The organism is Methylobacterium sp. HJ2, assembly GCF_056431005.1.
In genome coordinates this window covers 507,016-525,563 of sequence record NZ_JBWJYM010000001.1, presented here as the reverse complement: position 1 = coordinate 525,563, position 18,548 = coordinate 507,016, and the positions used below count along the sequence as shown (strand labels likewise).

Below are 18,548 nucleotides of genomic sequence, written 5' to 3'. Positions count from 1 at the left end.
GGTCGCGGTGTCCTCCACGGCACCGCTCTTGCCGAGCGGCTGGGCTCGGCATCCACCCCGAGAACGCGAGCGGTCGGGTCGCGCGACGGAAACGCGGCAATCTTCTCCGAGGCAGCAAGCGCTTCTGCGCCGAGACCCGCGCAGGATCAGACCAGAATGAGGACGATTGCCAGGATCAGGAACGCCGCGAGGCCGGACAGGAGCACGATCCGGTCGACGCTGGTGCCCTCTCCGGACGACCCGGCTGCGGCAGGTGCCAGCACGGTCTCCCCCGAGGGTCCGGCCGACGGCCCTCCGCCCGCAGCAGCCCTGGGGGCTTTTGGCGGGACATCCACCGATGCAACGGGCAGTTCGGGCACGAGAGGCACGGGCCGGTCCGCGCGCAGTCCGAACCCGTCCGGTTCGACGCTGACGCCGGCAGCCTCCAACTCCAGCATCACCAGGACGAGGGTGTCCACGTCGAGGCTGTCGACCGGAAAGGCTGCCTGAAACTCGTCGACCGTCAGGGCCCCGCGCCCACGGCCGCGCGCGATCAGCCGGTCGAGTGTTCCGCGGTCGATCGTGCCATCCATCGCGCTTCCCTATCGTCTTTGAGGGGCCAAGGCCCCATGCACCGCGAGGCGCCGTCGCATCGCACGCGAAAGGGCCCTGGGATCTACATCGTGTCGCAAAGGAGCGACCTGACCCTCGGTCTCGCCAGCATGTGCCTTCCGGCCAGTGCGATGAAGCGCCCGCCTGCGGGAGCCGCAGCCCGACCGAATGCCACAGCGCCGAGCCGCCCACCTTCTGTCGATGGACCGGGCACAAGGCCGGTGCCTCTCCGACATCCCATCCCCACCCCGCGACACGATTAGACCGCGTGACCGTTGCCTGAGGACGGTCACGCCAGGATCTCTTCGAGCGCGACAGCCCCCGTATCCCCGTTGCGCGCGACGCCAGCTTCGGCTAATCACGGCGTCGGTCAGCACCCGTAGCTCAGCTGGATAGAGCGTTGCCCTCCGAAGGCAAAGGTCACACGTTCGAATCGTGTCGGGTGCGCCAAGCTTCTCAATGACTTAGAATGTTGCGGAGCGCGGTTCATATGGCGCCGCGAAAGCAAGCGGCGTGAACTGCCTATCCGCTGCGGTCGGGGCGTCGCCGACATGTACGGGCCATCACACCGTCTACCGCGCCTGATCCCACTACGCCGACCTTCCGGATCTTTAAGATTGTCGACCCGGACGCGATCGGCGATGCCTTCGACTGGCTCGCCGCGGTATCTGCGTCCGCGGCTCCGCATCCCGGCTTCGCGGGCGCCGAAGCCGTCGAGCGACCCGTGTCCAAGAACATCCCATAACGACCGGGATCGGACACGCCGTAAGCGGCGCCCACCCTCTGATCCCGATTGCTGAGGCGAATCCCTATCTAACCTGCGCGCGCGGTGTCGCCCGCCCCTTCAGCTGCTACCGCGCGGGGACGGCCGGGCTGAGTGTCACACCATCCGTGCCGGGCCCTCCGGTGCTCGGGGTACCGCCGACCCCGCTGGTGGGCGGAGACACCCGCGTGACGGTGCCCGTCGTCGCTTCCGATTCTCTCAAAGTGGGTGCCGCACCTTGCCTCGGCTCAGCACCGACCTCCAGCGGAGCGGGACGCGATGCACCCTCGGGGATCGCCGTGGCTCCCTGCGCCAATGCGGATCCACCGAGCGCGAAGGTCAGGAAAGCTGCCATTCCGAACGTCGTCTGCCTCATCGGAGTGTCCTCTCTGATATCGATGAGCGGCAACGGGCGATGGCGGATGAAGTTCAGCGCGGCCGATCACAGCAGCCGGGAACGATGACCGGCCAAGCCCGAAGCCGCTCCGATCTTTCATCTGCCGCGGGCTGCCAGGTACGAAAGAAGTGGCCGTGTCGGAGCGCTGGACCGGATTTGAGCTGGTCAAGCTGTGCTTTCGCCAGACGATCCACTGCTCCTGACAGGGGGCGAAGATGGTCACGAGGCCGACGTTGCGGAGGCGAACCGACCCAGCGAATCTTGTGACCGGAGCCGATGGGACCACGTTTGGCGAAACATGTGCGATGCAATGGCTTGTCGGTCGGCCACACTCTCTCGATAACGATTAATACTCCTTTCGCTATAGTAAAATTCTGCGAGAGCGCAATATATCAAATTACAATGATGGAAATGGTCGCTCTGACTCAAATTTACGGGGTATATTACAAATCCAATCTGTAATCTCGACAATGCGCGGGCTGAGCGACCGCCTTCCGTTGGCCGATTCATACTCATCTGCGGCGCGAAGCTGGTCACGTCAAACGGCACACAGGCATCAGGATCCGTCCGCTCACCGCTGCGGCCGGCAACCACCGAAATCGATCTGCCGCATGAACGACGGGACACGCTGAGTGGTCAGTGCAGACGCTACGCATCGGTCCGAATACGTCGTCGATCCCCAGGGCGGCTGGATTGATTTCCAAAGAAATGATCGCCGGTTCAGCAAACGACAACACATCACGGCCAGGATCTGGAGCTGTTTTCCTCCGCAATATAGATCGGGAACGGCGCCAAGACCCAGAACTGCTGATCGCGCGCCACCAGCATGACGTCAAGGCCGGAAGCGAAGCCGGGCATCCGATCAACGGACGGATTTTTCTGACTGGGCTACAGATGGAGAAATCGCCGGGCATCCAGCCGGAACGATCAAGGCGCGCTGGGTCTGCGAGCAGGGCCGCCGGCAGCTCAAAGAGGAACTCGGCCTCGACCACTTCGAGGGCCGCTCTTGCACCGGGTTGCACCGGCACGCGCTCATAACGTGCATCGCCTGTGCTTACCTGCAGCACCTGCGTTTGGCTGGGCCCGACCGGAGGGATTGGGGGAAAAAAAGGCGGCCGGCCTCCCGCGTCCACCACCGTCTCCAAGACTGCTCGCCGTGCGTCACGCCATCATCGGCCGACTGTTCGTCGCTGTCATCCCGCCCATGCGATGCCCGCACTGTCAGCGCCGCTTCCGGCTGCCATCTGACCTCAAAGTGCCCAGGTAGTGCTAAATCGAATGAGGCGGCGTGCCGGGCGGACGTGCCTTGTCGCGCAGCAAACCTTCGACGCCGGCCCGTTGGGCGACGTCCTGGACACTCGGGCGCTCGGCTGAGAGTAGAACGATGCGGCCGCGCCGGGTGTGCTGGAGCGGCCGAGAGCGTTCGCTCACGATCGCAGCCAGCCGTTCCGCGTCGGTCGCACCGAGAAGCACGCATACCGTCTTAGCCATCGCACAGACTCGCACATCTCATCGTACGCGTGAGTCATCCACCCACGTCACTGCACTAGCCATAGATAAATATATATGCACGGTAATACGCGTCGAATGTAAGCTGTCGGTCTTTGAAATTATACCTCGTTAAATTATTCGCCCACTTGATTCCTAAATCTGAAATCAAAATTGGGTGCAATGGAACCTGATAGCCTTGTGCGTGATCAGGAATTTCTTTTGCCGAGAACGTTGCCGGCAACCCAACCAACTTGCATGCGGCGACCGCAATTTTTTCGATTAGGTCAGTAGTCGGATGAGTTACAGTATGAAACAACCTCTTTATACGAAGATTATCAATAATATAGTCCGTTAAATTCGTTCCGAACCGTTGGTCTGTAGCTTGCAGCCTGACAGTCTCTAGTTGCAGAAGCCTTTGGAAGTTCGTCTTACGCCCATGGCTTAAATCTCGGTACGCATTGAAACGATCGTCTTGACCAGGTATTTCGCTTCGCAATTTCGCAAGCAGGCTGTCTTGATAAGAAAAACGCAAAGTATCCGGTAAGTTTTGGTTTAGGGCTATCGCAACTTCATCTCTTTGCCCATGGGCGGCGTCGAATGGCCATAGAGAGCCGAAGTTCACAAATGGGAATTTGCCAAATATTTTCCTTTCTGCTTGTTCCCTAAATGGATAACCCTGCCAATCTTGCACATCCTGTGCGAGAAAAATGTCAGCTTGATCGACTTGACGTTGTTTAACATCCTTTTCATGATCTAAAACTTCAACAAAGTGATAAAAGATATCATATTGATTTGCGATTGCCGAAGCGCTCCGCAAAAAATCATAAAGGACCGCCCCCTGACAGTTACCATAGACCACAATACTTTTTCTTTTCATAGTCCGAAGCCTTATTTTATTGCTTCTTGGATAAGATCGACTAGATCTCCGACATTATCCATCTCAAGGGTCCTATCCAGCGGAAGTTCGATATCAAAATCGCTTTCGATATTAAGGATCAGCAGTGCGTGGCTCAAGGAGTCCCACCCTTCGACATCGTTGGCTGTCATAGACCGGGTGGCAGCGGGTATGGACGAGGCGCCCTTCAATGTTTCGCGCATGGTTTGCGTAATGCGGTCTAGGACTTCCTGTTCGGTCATCATTACATAGCCCCCTCAGAATATTTTTTGATCGTCGCTGCGCGGGAAATTTTTCCGCTGCTCGACTTGATTAGAAATCCAGGATCTAGGAAAGCTATTTGTGATGGATAAACACCGCTCGCGGAGTAAACAGCGCTTCTCACCGCCGCTTCGATCGGGGCGCGATCTCCGGGGTCCGTCTGAGATTCTGCCAGAATGACCAGTTGCGAGGTTCCGAGGGCATCGTCGAAACGACCATGCACTAGCACGCGTCCAGGCGTCAGGCCGGCAATGGTGTTAAGTTGATCCTCGATCTCATGGGCCATCAGGTTCTTGCCGTTGACGATCAGGAGATCATCAAGCCGGCCGATAACGAAGAGCTGTCCGTCCTCGAGGGTTCCGAGGTCGCCGGTTCGATACCATCCCTCGTGCAGCTTTTGTGCAGTCAGGTCGGGCTGTCGGAAATAGCCCTCGAACAGACATGAACTCCGAATCCAGATTTCTCCGACCTCGCCGGCCAGCAAGCGACTTCCGTCATTCGACCGAATCGCGATCTCGGTCTCGGAGAGTGGGACCCCGCAAGCTGCGAACCCTTGAGTTCTCGACCCAACGCCGGGTCGTGCGACCGCCCCTGGCGGTGTATGGGTGGCTGCAAAAACGTTCTCGGCCAAGGCATAGCTGACCTGCAGCGATTCCGGGTTCAGTCCGGAGTCCCCGTATTTGCCTAGGAATGCTTCGAAGGTGGCTGATCGACAGGGTTCCGAGCAGCTTATAATCGCCTTCAGCGAACTAAGATCCCATTTTCGTTTGCCAGGGTCGAGCCGCACGATGTGTTGAAAGGCAAAATTGGGGAGCCAAACATAGCGCCCCTGATGCTGCTCAATGCGCTGAAGGAGGCTTGTGGGTCGCATCACCCACTCCAGCGCGTCGAGACTGACGATCGGCGCACCGACGACCGCCGGAAGCAGAAAGCAGGCGATGAGCCCCATGTCGTGATACAAGGGCAGCCAACTGACGATCGTGTCTCCGGCCTGAATGCCGATAGACTCGGCGTACAGGCGGCACTGCGTCAGCACCGCGTCATGCGATAGCATAACCCCTTTTTTCAGGCCGGTCGTCCCGGAGCTGTGTTGAAGAAAAGCCGTGTCCCCGCCACGCAAGGCGCAGGCGCGAGCGGCTTGAGCCTGAACCGCTTCGTCATCAGCCGGCGGCAGCCGATCAACGGTGATGATGGCCGCGTCGATGCACGGGATCGAACTGGCTGACCTCTCCGAGGTGATGATGGCGGCCGGTTCGATCCGATCGATCAGCGCGGCAAACGAGCTGTGATAGACGGCGGGATCCTGCTTACGAGTTAGCGGCGCCATGAAGCTCGGAACACAGCCCGCAAGCAATGTTCCCATAAACGACGAATACAGAAACTCGGAATGCTCTAGGACGATCAGAACCACGGAGCCTGGCTCAATGCCCTTCCCGGTGATCTCGCGTCCGATGGCAGCCGATGACCTAATCACGTCGCCGACCGTAACGGTGGTTTCACGGGCGCCTTGGACAAGGATGCAGAAGGGCTGATCGGCCTCCGCATGGGCACGATCAAGCAGCGCCTGAAAAAGGTGTGCCAACGTCAATCCTCGCCGGTTGCGATGCTCTGAGGCAAGGGCAATTCCATAAGGGCTATCCTCAGATCGAGCAAACCGTGCCGGGCCGCAATAGCTGGTCCTGCCCCGGCCCTTGCGCCAGTCGCCGGCAGGAGGGTCATGCCTTCTCGGGCCTCCCCAGCAGGATCGCGGTCCGCACCATGGTGCGCCTGACTTCTCGGTCCGGATCGGCAAGCGCCAGCACCGTCGGCTTGTGCCCCTGGACCGCTTCGGCGAGGTCGAGCAGGTAGCCGCCGCCGATCAGGTCTGGCCGATGTCGAGCTTGGCGACCATCCGGACGTAAGCCCGCCGCGCACTCAAGTCCGACTTGAGCTGCGGCGAAGCTCAAAACGTCCTGGCTGGACAGCTATGCGGGTAGCGAGGGCATTCGCGCACGGCGTGAGGCCGACGCTTGCGGCCCGGGCGTCTTCGGCTTGAGCAGAGTGTGCTGCCAAATAGGCATAATGCACCGCTCCTTCAGCCAGAGCGTTGTGTGAGACGCGAATATGAGACGACCCGAAGTTCTGGTGCTAGATACTTGACGCGGCTGGCGCTCCCAAGGGGAATCGAACCCCTGTTTTCGCCGTGAGAGGGCGACGTCCTAGACCGCTAGACGATGGGAGCTTTCCGGCGGCGTGGCGTTCCTATACCCACGGCTCGGCGCAGGGGCAAGGGCCGTCCGCCGGCTTTGTCGGAAAACGTGGAGTTTCGGGTGGCGGTCGATGCGGGTGGGGCGGAGCGGCACGGGATCGTCGCGGCGGAGGCGTCCGCCGGGCGGCTCGACCGGGCCCTCGCGACCCTGTTTCCCGACCTGTCCCGCTCGCGTCTCCAGGATCTCGTTCGGACGGGCCATGTCAGCCGCGACGGGACGGTGGTGCGCGACCCCGCGCTCAAGGTCGCGCCGGGCGCCGAGCTCGCCGTCGTCGTGCCGGCCGCGACAGCGCCGGAGCCGGCTGCCGAGCGCCGCGACCTCGCGATCTGCTACGAGGACGCCGACCTCGTGGTGGTCGACAAGCCGGCCGGGCTCGTGGTGCATCCGGCGCCGGGCCACGAGACCGGCACCCTCGTCAACGCCCTCATCAGCCATTGCGGCGACAGCCTGTCGGGGATCGGCGGCGTGCGCCGACCCGGCATCGTCCATCGCCTCGATAAGGACACCAGCGGCCTGATGGTGGTGGCCAAGAACGACGCGGCGCATCAGGGCCTCGCGGCGCAATTCGCCGACCACGGCCGCAGCGGGCCGCTGGAGCGCGCCTATCTGGCGATCGCCTGGGGGACGCCCGAGCCGCCCAAGGGCACCGTCACGGCCGATCTCGCCCGCAGCCGTCACAACCGGGAGAAGATCGCGGTGGTCCGCCCCGGCGAAGGCCGGCACGCGGTCACCCACTACGCGGTCGCGGCGCGCTACGGCGCCGAGGCGGCCCTGGTGCGCTGCCGCCTCGAGACCGGGCGCACGCACCAGATCCGCGTCCATCTCGCCCATATCGGGCATCCGCTGCTCGGCGACGCGGTCTACGGGGCAGCCTTCCGAACCAAGGCCGCCCGCCTCCCGGAGGCGGCGCGCGCCGCACTCGCGGCACTGGGGCGGCAGGCGCTGCATGCCGAGTTGCTCGGCTTCGCCCATCCGAGAACGGGTGAGACGCTCCGGTTTCAGAGCCCGGCGCCGGCCGACCTCGCCCGGCTGATCGCCGCCCTCGATGGGCAGAACGCCGATCGGTGACGGACGCGCCGTGACGGGCGCGACACGGTCAAGAAAAAGTTCGGATTTGTGCGATAGGACACGCCGGGCCGCGACCATTCGTGCCAGTCTCAACCGACTGGGCCCCTCGTGCGTTGAGGGTGATGTTCGGGTCGCGGACCCGCTACCGGCCCCGAGGCTTACCCTTTACAGATGGTGAGTCGAACGGCCGGCTCAAGGAGCGGCGGTCCGCATCATGCGTCCGCCCGCTCGGGGGACCACCCAAGGAGAGATGCCATGGCAGGCGCATTGCCCGTGCTCGCCAACGAAGGTGGCCTGTCGCGCTACCTCGACGAGATCCGCAAGTTTCCGATGCTCGAGCCGTCGGAGGAATTCACCCTGGCCAAGAGCTGGCGGGACGGGGGCGATCGCGAGGCCGCGCACCGGCTCGTGACCTCGCACCTGCGCCTCGTGGCCAAGATCGCCATGGGCTATCGCGGCTACGGCCTGCCGATCGGCGAGGTCGTGAGCGAGGGCAATGTCGGCCTGATGCAGGCGGTCAAGCGCTTCGACCCCGACAAGGGCTTCCGGCTCGCGACCTACGCCATGTGGTGGATCAAGGCGGCGATCCAGGAATACATCCTGCGCTCGTGGTCGCTCGTGAAGATGGGCACCACGGCCAACCAGAAGAAGCTCTTCTTCAACCTGCGCAAGGCGAAGGGCAAGATCTCCGCGCTCGACGAGGGCGACCTCAAGCCCGATCAGGTCGCCCAGATCGCCACCCGGCTCGGCGTGCCCGAGCAGGACGTGATCGACATGAACCGGCGCCTGTCGGGCGACACGTCGCTCAACGCGCCCCTGCGCGAGGAGGGCGAGGGCGAGTGGCAGGACTGGCTCGTGGACAACAGCCCGAGCCAGGAGACCGTGCTCGTGCGCGAGCAGGAGGGGCAGAACCGCCTCACCGCCCTGCGCGACGCGCTCGGCGTGCTCAACCCGCGCGAGCGCCGGATCTTCGAGGCGCGCCGCTTGGCCGACGACCCCATCACCCTGGAGGACCTCTCCGGAGAGTTCGGCGTCTCGCGCGAGCGGGTGCGTCAGATCGAGGTGCGGGCCTTCGAGAAGGTCCAGGAGGCGGTCAAGCGCAACCTCGCGGTGCGCGAGGCCTCGGCAGGCCGGGAAGCCGCCCAGCCCGGCGCCTGAGCGGCGCCGGTCGCCGGCTCACGGAAACTCCCTGAGAGCGCGGGCCCCTACCGGACCGCGCCCGGCGCTGGCGTGCGCCCTGAGCGTCGGTGTCGAACGGGACGGCGCGGCGCCCTCAGCGCCACTGGTCGAAGGCGCGCTGCATCGCCTGAGCGCCCGCGCTGCCCTTCTCGAAGGTCAGCACGGCGCGGCGACCGTCCGTGTAGCGGATCCCGAGATCGAACCAGTTGCGGTGGAGCAGCAGGTCCGTGTTGCGGTCGACGTCGCTGCGCAGCGACGACAGGCCGATGAGGAACCGGTTCTTGTCGACCGGTACCGGCAGGCCCGAGACCGGGGTCCCGCGCGCGTTCTCGTCGTCCTTGGCCTGGAGCAGGCCAATATCCTGAACGACGCGCTTGGCTGCATCCGCTCCGGTCTGGCTGAAGACCAGATTGATCGTGTGCGAGGCCGGGAGCGTCGCGTCGAGGTTGCGCTGGATCGTCATCACGAGTGTCAGGCCGGCATCCGGGATGGTGACGGTGGCAACGAGCGCCGTCTCCAGCGGCTGGCCCTGCTCGCCGCTCACGGATTCGAGCCGCCAGATCGCCCGCCCGCTGATCGTGGACGGCTGGTCCGAGGGCGCGGTCGCCTCCTCGACGAGAACCGCGCGCTGCGCGACCGCGAGATCGCTCGCCGGGGAGGTGGGCGCGGTTCCCTCCGCCGCTTTCGGAGCGATGGGCGCCTGTCCCGGCCGCTCGGCCGGAGCGGGCTCGCCGCCGACCCGGTCGGCGAATTTCGCGTCCGGCGCCTCCGCTTGCTGAGCGCCCGGGCTGCCCGCATCGCCCGCCTGCAATTCGGACGGCTTGTCACGCAGGAAATAGGCCGCCACCGCGATCATGCCGATCACCAGCACGAGGACGATCGCCACGAAGGCGTTGCGCAACAGGCGCGACCGGCTCCGGGGGGCCACCACGTCGATCCGCGGTCGCTGCTGGCGCCCGCCCCCGGCATCACGCCCCGACGCTTCGGCCGGACCGGGGGCCGGCGGCGCGGAAGGCCCGCTGCCCGCCGGATCGAGACCCGCCGGCTCCTGCGCCTGCGCTTCGGTGGCCGGTTCGGTCGCGGCCGAGCGCGGCGGGGCGATCGGCACCGGCGGCTCGCGCGGCACCTCCGGCACCGGGGCCGTCGGAAAGATCGGTTCCGGCGCGGGCGGCAGGAAGGGCTTGGGCGGCAGGAAGGGCTTGGGTTCGCTCTCGGCTTCGAAGCGCGGCTCCGGGGCGGGTTCGCTCTCGCTCCGAGGCGCCAGCGGATCGATGGTCTGAGCGGGCGGGACGACCGGCGCGGGTTCCGGAGCGGACGGGGGCTCGACCGCGGGCGCGGCCGGATCGTTGGCCGGCGGCGGCACGTCGTAGGTCGCCTCCAGCCGCCCGATCGCGGCGTCGAGCGCCTGCCGCTCCAGATCGATATCGCCCTCGGAGAGCGGCGGATCGATCGAGCGGAGCTGCGTCACCAGCGCGTTGCGCGCCCGCTCGTAGACGGCCCGGCGCATCGCCGGCGTCCGATCGGGCAGCGCATCGAGGGCGCGCGCCAGCAGCGGGAAGTAGTCGGCCATGCTGTCCCGGTCCGGTCCCCTCGGCCCGAGCCCTGCCCCGCGCCGGAGCGCGCGAAGCCCGGGCCCGGCGCGCTCAATCCTCGAAGGGGTTGTGCATCAGGATGGTGTCGTCGCGCTCCGGCGAGGTCGAGAGCAGGGCGACCGGCGCTCCGATCAGCTCCTCCAGGCGGCGCACGTACTTGATCGCCGAGGCGGGCAGTTCCGCGAAGGAACGGGCGCCGGCCGTGGTCTCGGACCAGCCCGGCATGGTCTCGTAGATCGGCTCGACCCGCGCTTGCGCGGCCTGATTCGCCGGCAGGTGGTCGATCACGCGCCCGTCGAGGCGGTAGCCGGTGCAGATCCGGATCTCCTCGAAGCCGTCGAGGATGTCGAGCTTCGTCAGCGCGATACCGTCGATGCCGGAGGTGCGCACGGTCTGGCGCACCAGCACCGCGTCGAACCAGCCGCAGCGGCGCTTGCGGCCGGTGTTGACGCCGAATTCGCGGCCTTTGCGCCCGATCGTCTCGCCGATCTCGTCGAACAGCTCGGTGGGGAACGGGCCCTCGCCGACGCGGGTGGTGTAGGCCTTGGCGATGCCGAGCACGTAGCCGATCGCCCCCGGGCCGAGGCCCGAGCCCGTCGCCGCCTGGGCCGCGACGATGTTGGACGAGGTGACGAACGGATAGGTGCCGTGGTCCACGTCGAGGAGCGCGCCTTGGGCGCCCTCGAACAGGATGCGCTTGCCGTGGCGGCGCTCCTCGTCGAGCAGAGCCCAGACCGGCGCCGCGTAGGGGAGCAGCGTCGGCGCGATCTCGGTCAGCTCCTTCAGGAGCGCCGCGGCGTCGACCTCGTCGATGCCGAGACCGCGCCGGAGGGCGTTGTGGTGGGCGAGCAGCCGCTCGATCTTGGCCGGCAGCGTGTCGGTATCGGCCAGATCGACGACGCGGATGGCGCGGCGCCCGACCTTGTCCTCGTAGGCGGGGCCGATGCCGCGCTTGGTCGTGCCGATCTTCAGACCGACATTGGCGGTCTCGCGGAAATGGTCGAGCTCGCGGTGCAGCGGCAGGATCAGCGTCGCGTTGTCGGCGATCCGCAGGGATTCCGGCGAGATCGACACACCCTGGCCCTGGAGCCGGGCGATCTCGTCGACGAGGTGCCAGGGATCGACGACGACGCCGTTGCCGATCACCGAGAGCTTGCCGCCGCGCACGACGCCCGAGGGCAGCAGCGCGAGCTTGTAGGTGACGCCGTCGATGACGAGGGTGTGCCCCGCATTGTGGCCGCCCTGGAAGCGGACCACGATGTCGGCCTGCTCGGAGAGCCAGTCGACGATCTTGCCCTTGCCCTCATCGCCCCATTGGGCGCCTACGACGACGACGTTCGCCATGCGTGCCTTCGATCTCGTGCCGGTGCCGCGCGGACGGAACCGCCCATACGGGGACGGTTAACCCGTTGCCGTGAGCCCCTTTCCGCGATCCCGCCCGGGAAATCAAGCAACGGGCCCGGTCGCGCCGGACTTGGGCGTGTACGGCGCGGGCGCCGACCAAGCCGGCCGCGAGCGAGCCTCCCGGCCGGACGGTGCTGGCGACAGCGCGCCTGGCCGGCCCTAAACATCACTCGAGCGCGCCCGAAAGCCCCCTCCCCCCGCCTGCCGAGGATCCCCAGCCGATGCGAACCGAGACGCCCCTGCTGATCCAGCTCTCCGAGTACCGGCCGAGCGACTACCTCATCGACCGGGTCGATCTCGACGTCAGCCTCGATCCACGGCGCACCCGCGTCACCGCCGCGCTGAGCCTGCGCCCGAACCCGGAGGGTGAGGCGCGGGCCCCGCTGCAGCTCGACGGGGACGCCCTCGTCCTCGTGGCGCTCGCGCTCGACGGGAATCCGCTGCCGCCTGACGCCTACGCGGCGAGCCCGTCGGGTCTCGTGCTGGCCCGCCCGCCGCAGCGGCCCTTCGTCCTGACGATCGTCACCGAGATCGATCCGACCGCCAACACCGAGCTGATGGGCCTCTACCGCTCCGGCGGGGTCTATTGCACCCAGTGCGAGGCGGACGGGTTCCGGCGCATCACCTACTTCCTCGACCGCCCGGACGTGCTCTCGGTCTACACAACACGCATCGAGGCCGAGCGCGCGGAGGCGCCTGTGCTCCTCGGCAACGGCAACCCGGTCGAATCCGGCGCCGCCGGAGCCGACCGGCACTACGCCGTCTGGCACGATCCCCACCCGAAGCCCGCCTACCTGTTCGCCCTCGTCGGCGGCCGTCTCGGCGCGGTCTCGACGCGCTTCCGCACGATGGAGGGCCGGGAGGTCGCGGTCGCGGTCCATGTCGAGCCGGGGAAGGAAGACCGGGCCGGCTACGCCCTCGATGCCGTGATCCGCTCGATGGCGTGGGACGAGCGCGCCTTCGGCCGCGCCTACGATCTCGACGTGTTCAACGTCGTGGCGGTCTCCGACTTCAACATGGGGGCGATGGAGAACAAGGGCCTGAACATCTTCAACGACAAGTACGTCCTGGCCTCCCCCGAGACCGCGACCGACGCCGATTACGCGGCGATCGAGGCGATCATCGCGCACGAATATTTCCATAACTGGTCGGGCAACCGCGTGACCTGCCGCGACTGGTTCCAGCTCTGCCTCAAGGAAGGTCTGACCGTCTACCGCGACCAGGAATTCTCCTCCGACATGCGCTCGCGCGCCGTGCACCGCATCGCCGAGGTGCGCCAGCTGCGCGCCCGCCAGTTCCCGGAGGATGCCGGGCCGCTGCGCCATCCGGTGCGTCCGAGCGCCTATGCGGAGATCAACAACTTCTACACGGCCACCGTCTACGAGAAGGGCGCCGAGATCGTCCGCATGCTCGCCACCCTGCTCGGGCCCGCGCTGTTCCGGGCCGGCATGGACCGCTACTTCGCGGAGAATGACGGGCGCGCCGCCACGGTCGAGGATTTCCTGGCGGCGTTCGCGGCGGTAAGCGGGCGGGACCTCGCCGCCTTCGCCCAGTGGTACGTCCGGCCCGGCACGCCGGTCCTCGCCGCCGAGGCGACCTACGATCCCGCGGAGCGGAGCCTCTCCCTCACGCTGTCGCAAAGCCTCGATGGCGGGCCGCCACTGGTGATCCCGGTGGCTCTCGGCCTCGTGGGCTCGGGCGGATCGCTCGCGGCGGCGCGCTGCCCCGATCTGCGAGACGGGCTCTTCGTCCTCGACGCGACGCGGTCCGTCGTCCGGTTCGAGGGCGTGGCGGAGCGACCGGTGCCCTCGCTGCTGCGCGGCTTCTCCGCGCCGGTGCGGCTGGAGATCGATCTCTCCGAAGCCGACCGCCTCACGCTGCTCGCCCACGATCCCGACCCGTTCAACCGGTGGCAGGCGGCCCAGGACCTGGCGCTCGGCCTGATGCGCGCGGGCGGCTCGGCCGAGGCCTTCGGGCAGGCGCTCGGCCTCGTGCTCGACGCCGAGGCGGAACGCGACCCGGCCTTCGCCGCCCTGGTGCTCGCGCTGCCCGGCGAGGGCGAGGTCGCCAACACCCTCGACGCCGACGTCGACCCGGACGTGATCCATGCGGCCCGGACGGCGCTGCGGCGCGATCTCGGGCGGATCCTGCGCCCGCGCCTCGACGCCCTCGACGCCGCGCTCGCCGTGCCGCCCGGCACGGCCTACAGCCCCGATGCGGCCTCGGCCGGCCGACGGGCCCTGCGCAACGCCGCCCTCGACCTCGTCGCGGCGGCGGACCCGGCAGCGGGCGAGGCCCGCGCGACGGACCGGTTCGAGGCGGCGAGCAACATGACCGACCGCCTCGCGGCGCTCGGCACCCTGGCGCTGATCCCCGGCGAGGCCCGCGAGGACGCCCTGTCGCGCTTCGCGCTGCGCTTCGCGGACGAGCCCCTCGCCCTCGACAAGTGGTTCGCCATCCAGGCCATGATCCCGGAGGCCGGCACCCTCGCGCGCATCGCGCGGCTGAGGGAGCATCCGGCCTTCGCGATGACCAACCCGAATCGGGTTCGGGCCCTGATCGGCAGCTTCGCCTTCGGCAATCCCACCCAGTTCGCCCGCGCGGACGGGGCCGGCTTCGACCTGGTCGGAGAGACCGTCGCGGCGCTCGACGGGACTAACCGTCAAGTTGCATCGAAGCTCCTGACGGCCTTCGGATCCTGGCGGAAACTGACATTCGTGCGGGCTCGCAAAGCCGAGGAAATGCTCAAGCAAATCAAGGCGATCCCCACGCTATCCCGCGACGTGGCCGATATCGCGACGCGGACTCTTGCGCCGGTTAACCATTTGTAAACGCTGCCGAATTGAGAATCGGGGCAGAGTCGCAACAGGGGCGGCCTGTCAAGCGCGCGGCGGAAAAAGCCGTGGACAAGCCGCCGTCCGGATGATCATATTGCATACAGATTCGGGACGGCGCCGGGCGCCTCCCCAGATGCAATCACCCCGCGTGCGAGGTTCGACCATGCCGGAGGCGGCTTCCGCTTCCTTCTCCGCGCGTGCGGACACGATTCTCGGGGTCGAGTGGCCAGCGCGGGCGCGGCCCACCCGGCTCAGCCGGATCGAGTCCGGCCTCCGCTTCGCGATCCCGGCCCTGCTCTCGACCTTCCTGGCCTGCCTCGTCGGCGTGGTGGCGCTGCATGTCCGCAGCCAGCGCGAGGAGATCGTCGCGACGGCCGCGGCCGAGGTCGACGCCTATCTGCGCCTCGCGGCGGCCTCGCTGCCGGACCGAGCGAGCCAGCTGCACAGCCCCGCTCACGGCGATATCGCCCGGGTCGGGCGACGCCTGCTGCTGATCGATACCGACGAGCGCATCGTCGCGGCCCACCCGCCGCTGCCGCCCGGGACCCGGACGCTCACCGAGGTCTTCGGCGAGGCGGAGGCGCTGACGACGTTGGGCGAACTCGCCGGGGTCGTGACCCTGACGCCGACGGACGGCGAGACCATGCTGGCCGCCATGCACCGCCTGCCGGACGGGCGTCGGATCGCGGTGACGCAGCCCCTGGAGCCGCTGCTGCAAGGCTGGAGCGCGCGCACGCGCGACCAGATCGTCCTGATCGGCGCGGCCGCCCTGGTGATCGTCGGCGTCGGCCTCGCCTACGGTCTGCAGACCCGGCGAGCGCAGAGCGCCGGCCGCGTCTGCGAGCAGATCCGCCAACGGCTCGACATCGCCCTCGGGCGCGGCGGCTGCGGGCTCTGGGACTGGGACATCCCGCGCGGGCGGATCTACTGGTCGAACTCGATGTACGCCCTGCTCGGCTATCGCCGCGAGCAGGAATACCTCTCCTTCGGGGCGGTGAACGCCCTCGTCCACCCCGACGACGGCGATCTCTACAGCCTCGCCCGGGGGCTGGCCGCCAACCAGACCGCCGTGGACCACGCCTTCCGGATGCGCAGCGCGGACGGTTCGTATGTCTGGCTGCGCACCCGCGCCGAGGTGGTGCCGGATCCGGACGGCGGCGGGCGTCACCTCGTGGGCATCGCCATCGACGTCAGCGAGCAGCAGCATCTCGCGGAAACCAGCGCCACCGCCGACATGCGCCTGCGCGACGCGATCGAGGCGATCTCCGAGGCCTTCGTGCTCTGGGACACCAACAACAAGCTGGTGCTCTGCAATTCGAAATTCCGCCACCTCCATGCCCTCAACTCGGAGGATGCGCAGGCCGGCCGCCGCTACGCCGATGTGATGGGCCGCGGCGTGCTCCCGCAGATCCGCCGCGAGATGCCCGAGACCGGCGCCGCCACCGCCCGGACCTTCGAGGCCGAGCTGACGGACGGGCGCTGGCTGCAGATCAGCGAGCGGCGCACCAAGGACGGCGGCTACGTCTCCGTCGGCACCGACATCACCAACCTGAAGCGGCACCAGGAGCAGCTCGTGGCCTCCGAGCGCGAGCTGATCGAGACGGTCAAGGACCTCAAGCGCTCGCGCCGCACCCTCGAGGTGCAGACCCAGCAGCTCGCCGACCTCGCCGAGCGCTACCTCGACCAGAAGGCCACCGCCGAGAGCGCGAGCCAAGCGAAGTCCGACTTCCTGGCCAATATGAGCCACGAGCTGCGCACGCCCCTCAACGCGATCATCGGCTTCGCCGACGTGATGGCGAGCGAGGTCCTCGGCCCCCTCGGATCGCCGCGCTACACGGAATATTGCCGCGATATCGGCGAGAGCGGGCACTACCTCCTCTCGGTCATCGACGACATCCTCAACATGTCCCGCATCGAGGCCCACCGCGTCCGCCTCGCGCAGCGCGAGCTCCCGGTCGCCCGGGCGATCGGGAATGCGACGAAGCTCGTGGCCGAGGCCGCCCGCGCCAAGTCGGTCGACCTGCAGGTCGACGTCGCGCCGGATCTGACGCTCCTCGCGGATGAGCGGGCGCTCCATCAGATCCTGCTCAACCTGCTGCAGAACGCGGTGAAGTTCACCAACGCGACGGGCCGGGTGATCGTCCGGGTCCGCAAGGCCGGCGACCACGTGAACCTCTTCGTCGAGGACAGCGGCATCGGCATCCCGAAATCGGTGCTGCCGAAGCTCGGCCAACCCTTCGTCCAGGTCGAGACCAACATGACCCGCACCCATTCGGGCTCGGGCCTCGGCCTCGCCATCGCGCGCTCCCTGGCGGAGCTGCACGGGGGCGCCCTGCGGATCCGCTCGGAGGTCGGCCAGGGCACGATCGTGCTGGTGCGGTTGCCCGCCGCCACGGCCGAGCGCCTGGCCGCCCTCGATCCGGGATCCAGCGCCGCGGATGCGGTCGCGGCCCTGCGAGAGGCATCAGGGGCGGGCCGGAGAACCAGTCAGCCGGTCGACGCCTCGGCCTGAGGATGCCCCGAGGCGTCCGCTAACGGGAAAGGCCGGGATTGACCTGACCCGGTCCCCGCTCAGCGCAGGTAGATCACGCTATAGAGCGTGCGCCGGATCTCATCCTCCCAGAGCCAGATCCGGCCGTCCTCGCAGCGCTCGCGGATCCCCGGACGCATCCGCGCGCAGTACTCGCCCGTATTGTCCTGCACCCGGTACTGGCAGCGCCCTCCGACCCGGCGGCGCGCGATCACAGTGCTCGAATGATCGGCGGCGAGGTCGGGATCCTTCGGATCGCGATCCTCCAGGATGTACCAGCTGTAGCCGATCGTCGGCGCGCGCGCGTGGTCCAGGGCGTAGTCCACCATCGCGAGCATCCGGTCGACCTGGGGCTTCGTCGGCGGCTCGGTCTCCAGCATCTCCATGAACTCGAGCTGGTTGGCGGCGACCCGGAAGGAGATCGGCAGCAGCGGGACCGGGCTCGGACGGCGTCGGCAGCGGGCGGCGACCTCGCGTAGCCACGCATCGTTGACCGCATCGGCCCGTCGGCTGCGCAGCTTGGCCACGGTGGCGCCGGTGCTGCGGAAGCACTGGTTCGGCGCCCGCGCCACCGCGCCGAAGCGCTGGGCCAGGAAGAAGCGGCGGAAATGGGCGTAGCCCTCGTGCGAGGGCAGGTCGCGCTCGTCGCAAAGGCCGTCGAGATTGTAGAGCAGCGCCGCCGCATCCTCCTCGCCGCCCTCCAGCGTGTCGAAATAGGGCTCGGTCCCGGGATTGTGCTCCCGGGCGATGTCGACCGCGTTGCGGGCGAACGCGATGTCGGCGAGCGTGTCCGGATGATCGCGCAGATGCGCGGCGATGCGCCGATCCGGCAGGGTGGCGAGGCGCGCGGGATCGGCGAAGTAGAACTTGGTGGCGACGTCGAGCGGCGAGACCGCGCGCCCGACCCGCTGCGAGATCATGTCGGCCGTGGCGTAGGCGTAGCAGATGGCGCTGTCGCCCTGCCCCACCGGGATGTCGGCGGGGCGCGGCGAGATCAGGACATGGCCCGGCAGCGCGTGGGTCGAGGGCGGCATCGCGATCCGCACCGAGGTACAGGCGCGCGCACGCGGGTAGCTCGGATGCGCGGGCAGCAGCCCCGTCTCGGCCGCGGCGCAGGGGCCGCCGACCAGCAGGAGGAGCGCGGCGCGGAAGGCCGTCCCGACGCGGCCCTTCGCCGGCCGTCCGCGCGAACCGCCCCTCGTGTCCCCCAACGCCCCCGCCCCCTCACAGAACCGGGCCGGGTGATGGACACCGTCCGGCCCCTAACCGCGCACGATCGCGCGCAGCAGAT

The 18,548-nt window shown here is 67.4% G+C and carries 12 protein-coding genes, 2 tRNA genes and 1 pseudogene; 6 read left to right on the top strand and 9 right to left on the bottom strand.

Annotated elements, in window-relative coordinates; translation table 11 throughout:
• Positions 1-146: 146 nt before the first annotated feature.
• Positions 147-572: an RNA polymerase sigma factor region1.1 domain-containing protein gene (locus tag ACS5RC_RS02485; protein ID WP_478342233.1), complete on the bottom strand. Its 426-nt coding sequence runs from the start codon at positions 570-572 to the stop codon at positions 147-149.
• Between the two features lie 392 nt (positions 573-964).
• On the opposite strand from ACS5RC_RS02485, the gene ACS5RC_RS02480 reads away from it, so the two are divergent.
• Positions 965-1,041 (top strand) — tRNA-Arg (locus ACS5RC_RS02480).
• A 1,627-nt stretch (positions 1,042-2,668) separates the two neighbouring features.
• A pseudogene (locus ACS5RC_RS02475) lies at positions 2,669-2,890 on the top strand (IS701 family transposase); the annotation flags it as partial.
• A gap of 407 nt (positions 2,891-3,297) precedes the next feature.
• On the opposite strand, the gene ACS5RC_RS02470 reads toward ACS5RC_RS02475, so the two are convergent.
• The 5 genes from ACS5RC_RS02470 to ACS5RC_RS02450 form a co-directional block, all read right to left on the bottom strand.
• The gene (locus tag ACS5RC_RS02470) at positions 3,298-4,119 is read right to left on the bottom strand and encodes a WcbI family polysaccharide biosynthesis putative acetyltransferase (RefSeq protein WP_478342232.1); all 822 of its coding nucleotides are present in this window, start codon (positions 4,117-4,119) and stop codon (positions 3,298-3,300) included.
• An 11-nt stretch (positions 4,120-4,130) separates the two neighbouring features.
• The gene (locus ACS5RC_RS02465; RefSeq protein ID WP_478342231.1) at positions 4,131-4,382 is read right to left on the bottom strand and encodes an acyl carrier protein; all 252 of its coding nucleotides are present in this window, start codon (positions 4,380-4,382) and stop codon (positions 4,131-4,133) included.
• The gene (locus ACS5RC_RS02460) at positions 4,382-5,980 is read right to left on the bottom strand and encodes an AMP-binding protein (protein WP_478342230.1); all 1,599 of its coding nucleotides are present in this window, start codon (positions 5,978-5,980) and stop codon (positions 4,382-4,384) included. Before ACS5RC_RS02460 ends, ACS5RC_RS02465 begins: the two co-directional genes overlap by 1 nt.
• Positions 5,981-6,113: 133 nt before the next feature.
• Complete coding sequence (locus tag ACS5RC_RS02455) at positions 6,114-6,344, bottom strand: hypothetical protein (protein WP_478342229.1); 231 nt, start codon at positions 6,342-6,344, stop codon at positions 6,114-6,116.
• 199 nt (positions 6,345-6,543) lie between these two features.
• Positions 6,544-6,619: transfer RNA gene (locus ACS5RC_RS02450), tRNA-Glu, on the bottom strand.
• Positions 6,620-6,695: 76 nt separating this feature from the next.
• On the opposite strand from ACS5RC_RS02450, the gene ACS5RC_RS02445 reads away from it, so the two are divergent.
• Positions 6,696-7,715, top strand: a complete 1,020-nt coding sequence (locus tag ACS5RC_RS02445) for an RluA family pseudouridine synthase (RefSeq protein WP_478342228.1) — start codon at positions 6,696-6,698, stop codon at positions 7,713-7,715.
• Between the two features lie 255 nt (positions 7,716-7,970).
• Positions 7,971-8,873 (top strand): RNA polymerase sigma factor RpoH, encoded by a 903-nt coding sequence (rpoH, locus tag ACS5RC_RS02440; RefSeq protein ID WP_478342227.1) that lies wholly within the window; start codon positions 7,971-7,973, stop codon positions 8,871-8,873.
• A 115-nt stretch (positions 8,874-8,988) separates the two neighbouring features.
• Here rpoH and ACS5RC_RS02435 read toward each other — a convergent pair whose 3' ends face one another.
• Both ACS5RC_RS02435 and ACS5RC_RS02430 read right to left on the bottom strand, forming a co-directional pair.
• On the bottom strand, positions 8,989-10,464 hold the full coding sequence (locus tag ACS5RC_RS02435) for a histidine kinase (protein WP_478342226.1): 1,476 nt from the start codon (positions 10,462-10,464) through the stop codon (positions 8,989-8,991).
• Between the two features lie 73 nt (positions 10,465-10,537).
• The gene (locus ACS5RC_RS02430) at positions 10,538-11,830 is read right to left on the bottom strand and encodes an adenylosuccinate synthase (protein WP_478342225.1); all 1,293 of its coding nucleotides are present in this window, start codon (positions 11,828-11,830) and stop codon (positions 10,538-10,540) included.
• Positions 11,831-12,111: 281 nt separating this feature from the next.
• Here ACS5RC_RS02430 and pepN point away from each other — a divergent pair, with 281 nt between their 5' ends.
• Complete coding sequence (pepN, locus tag ACS5RC_RS02425; protein ID WP_478342224.1) at positions 12,112-14,721, top strand: aminopeptidase N; 2,610 nt, start codon at positions 12,112-12,114, stop codon at positions 14,719-14,721.
• Positions 14,722-14,890: 169 nt separating this feature from the next.
• Positions 14,891-17,239, top strand: a complete 2,349-nt coding sequence (locus tag ACS5RC_RS02420) for a PAS domain-containing sensor histidine kinase (protein ID WP_478342223.1) — start codon at positions 14,891-14,893, stop codon at positions 17,237-17,239.
• A 59-nt stretch (positions 17,240-17,298) separates the two neighbouring features.
• Here the strand turns inward: ACS5RC_RS02420 and ACS5RC_RS02415 are convergent, their stop codons facing one another.
• A complete protein-coding gene (locus ACS5RC_RS02415; RefSeq protein ID WP_478342222.1) occupies positions 17,299-18,468 on the bottom strand; it encodes a hypothetical protein in 1,170 nt (389 codons plus the stop codon).
• Positions 18,469-18,548: the final 80 nt, after the last annotated feature.

Excerpts from the sequence above, each read along its gene's own strand:
- ACS5RC_RS02485 (WP_478342233.1), bottom strand. The coding sequence starts at position 572 with ATGGATGGCACGATCGACCGCGGAACACTCGACCGGCTGATCGCGCGC.
- ACS5RC_RS02470 (WP_478342232.1), bottom strand. The coding sequence starts at position 4,119 with ATGAAAAGAAAAAGTATTGTGGTCTATGGTAACTGTCAGGGGGCGGTC.
- ACS5RC_RS02465 (WP_478342231.1), bottom strand. The coding sequence starts at position 4,382 with ATGATGACCGAACAGGAAGTCCTAGACCGCATTACGCAAACCATGCGC.
- rpoH (WP_478342227.1), top strand. The coding sequence starts at position 7,971 with ATGGCAGGCGCATTGCCCGTGCTCGCCAACGAAGGTGGCCTGTCGCGC.
- ACS5RC_RS02435 (WP_478342226.1), bottom strand. The coding sequence starts at position 10,464 with ATGGCCGACTACTTCCCGCTGCTGGCGCGCGCCCTCGATGCGCTGCCC.
- ACS5RC_RS02430 (WP_478342225.1), bottom strand. The coding sequence starts at position 11,830 with ATGGCGAACGTCGTCGTCGTAGGCGCCCAATGGGGCGATGAGGGCAAG.
- pepN (WP_478342224.1), top strand. The coding sequence starts at position 12,112 with ATGCGAACCGAGACGCCCCTGCTGATCCAGCTCTCCGAGTACCGGCCG.
- ACS5RC_RS02420 (WP_478342223.1), top strand. The coding sequence starts at position 14,891 with ATGCCGGAGGCGGCTTCCGCTTCCTTCTCCGCGCGTGCGGACACGATT.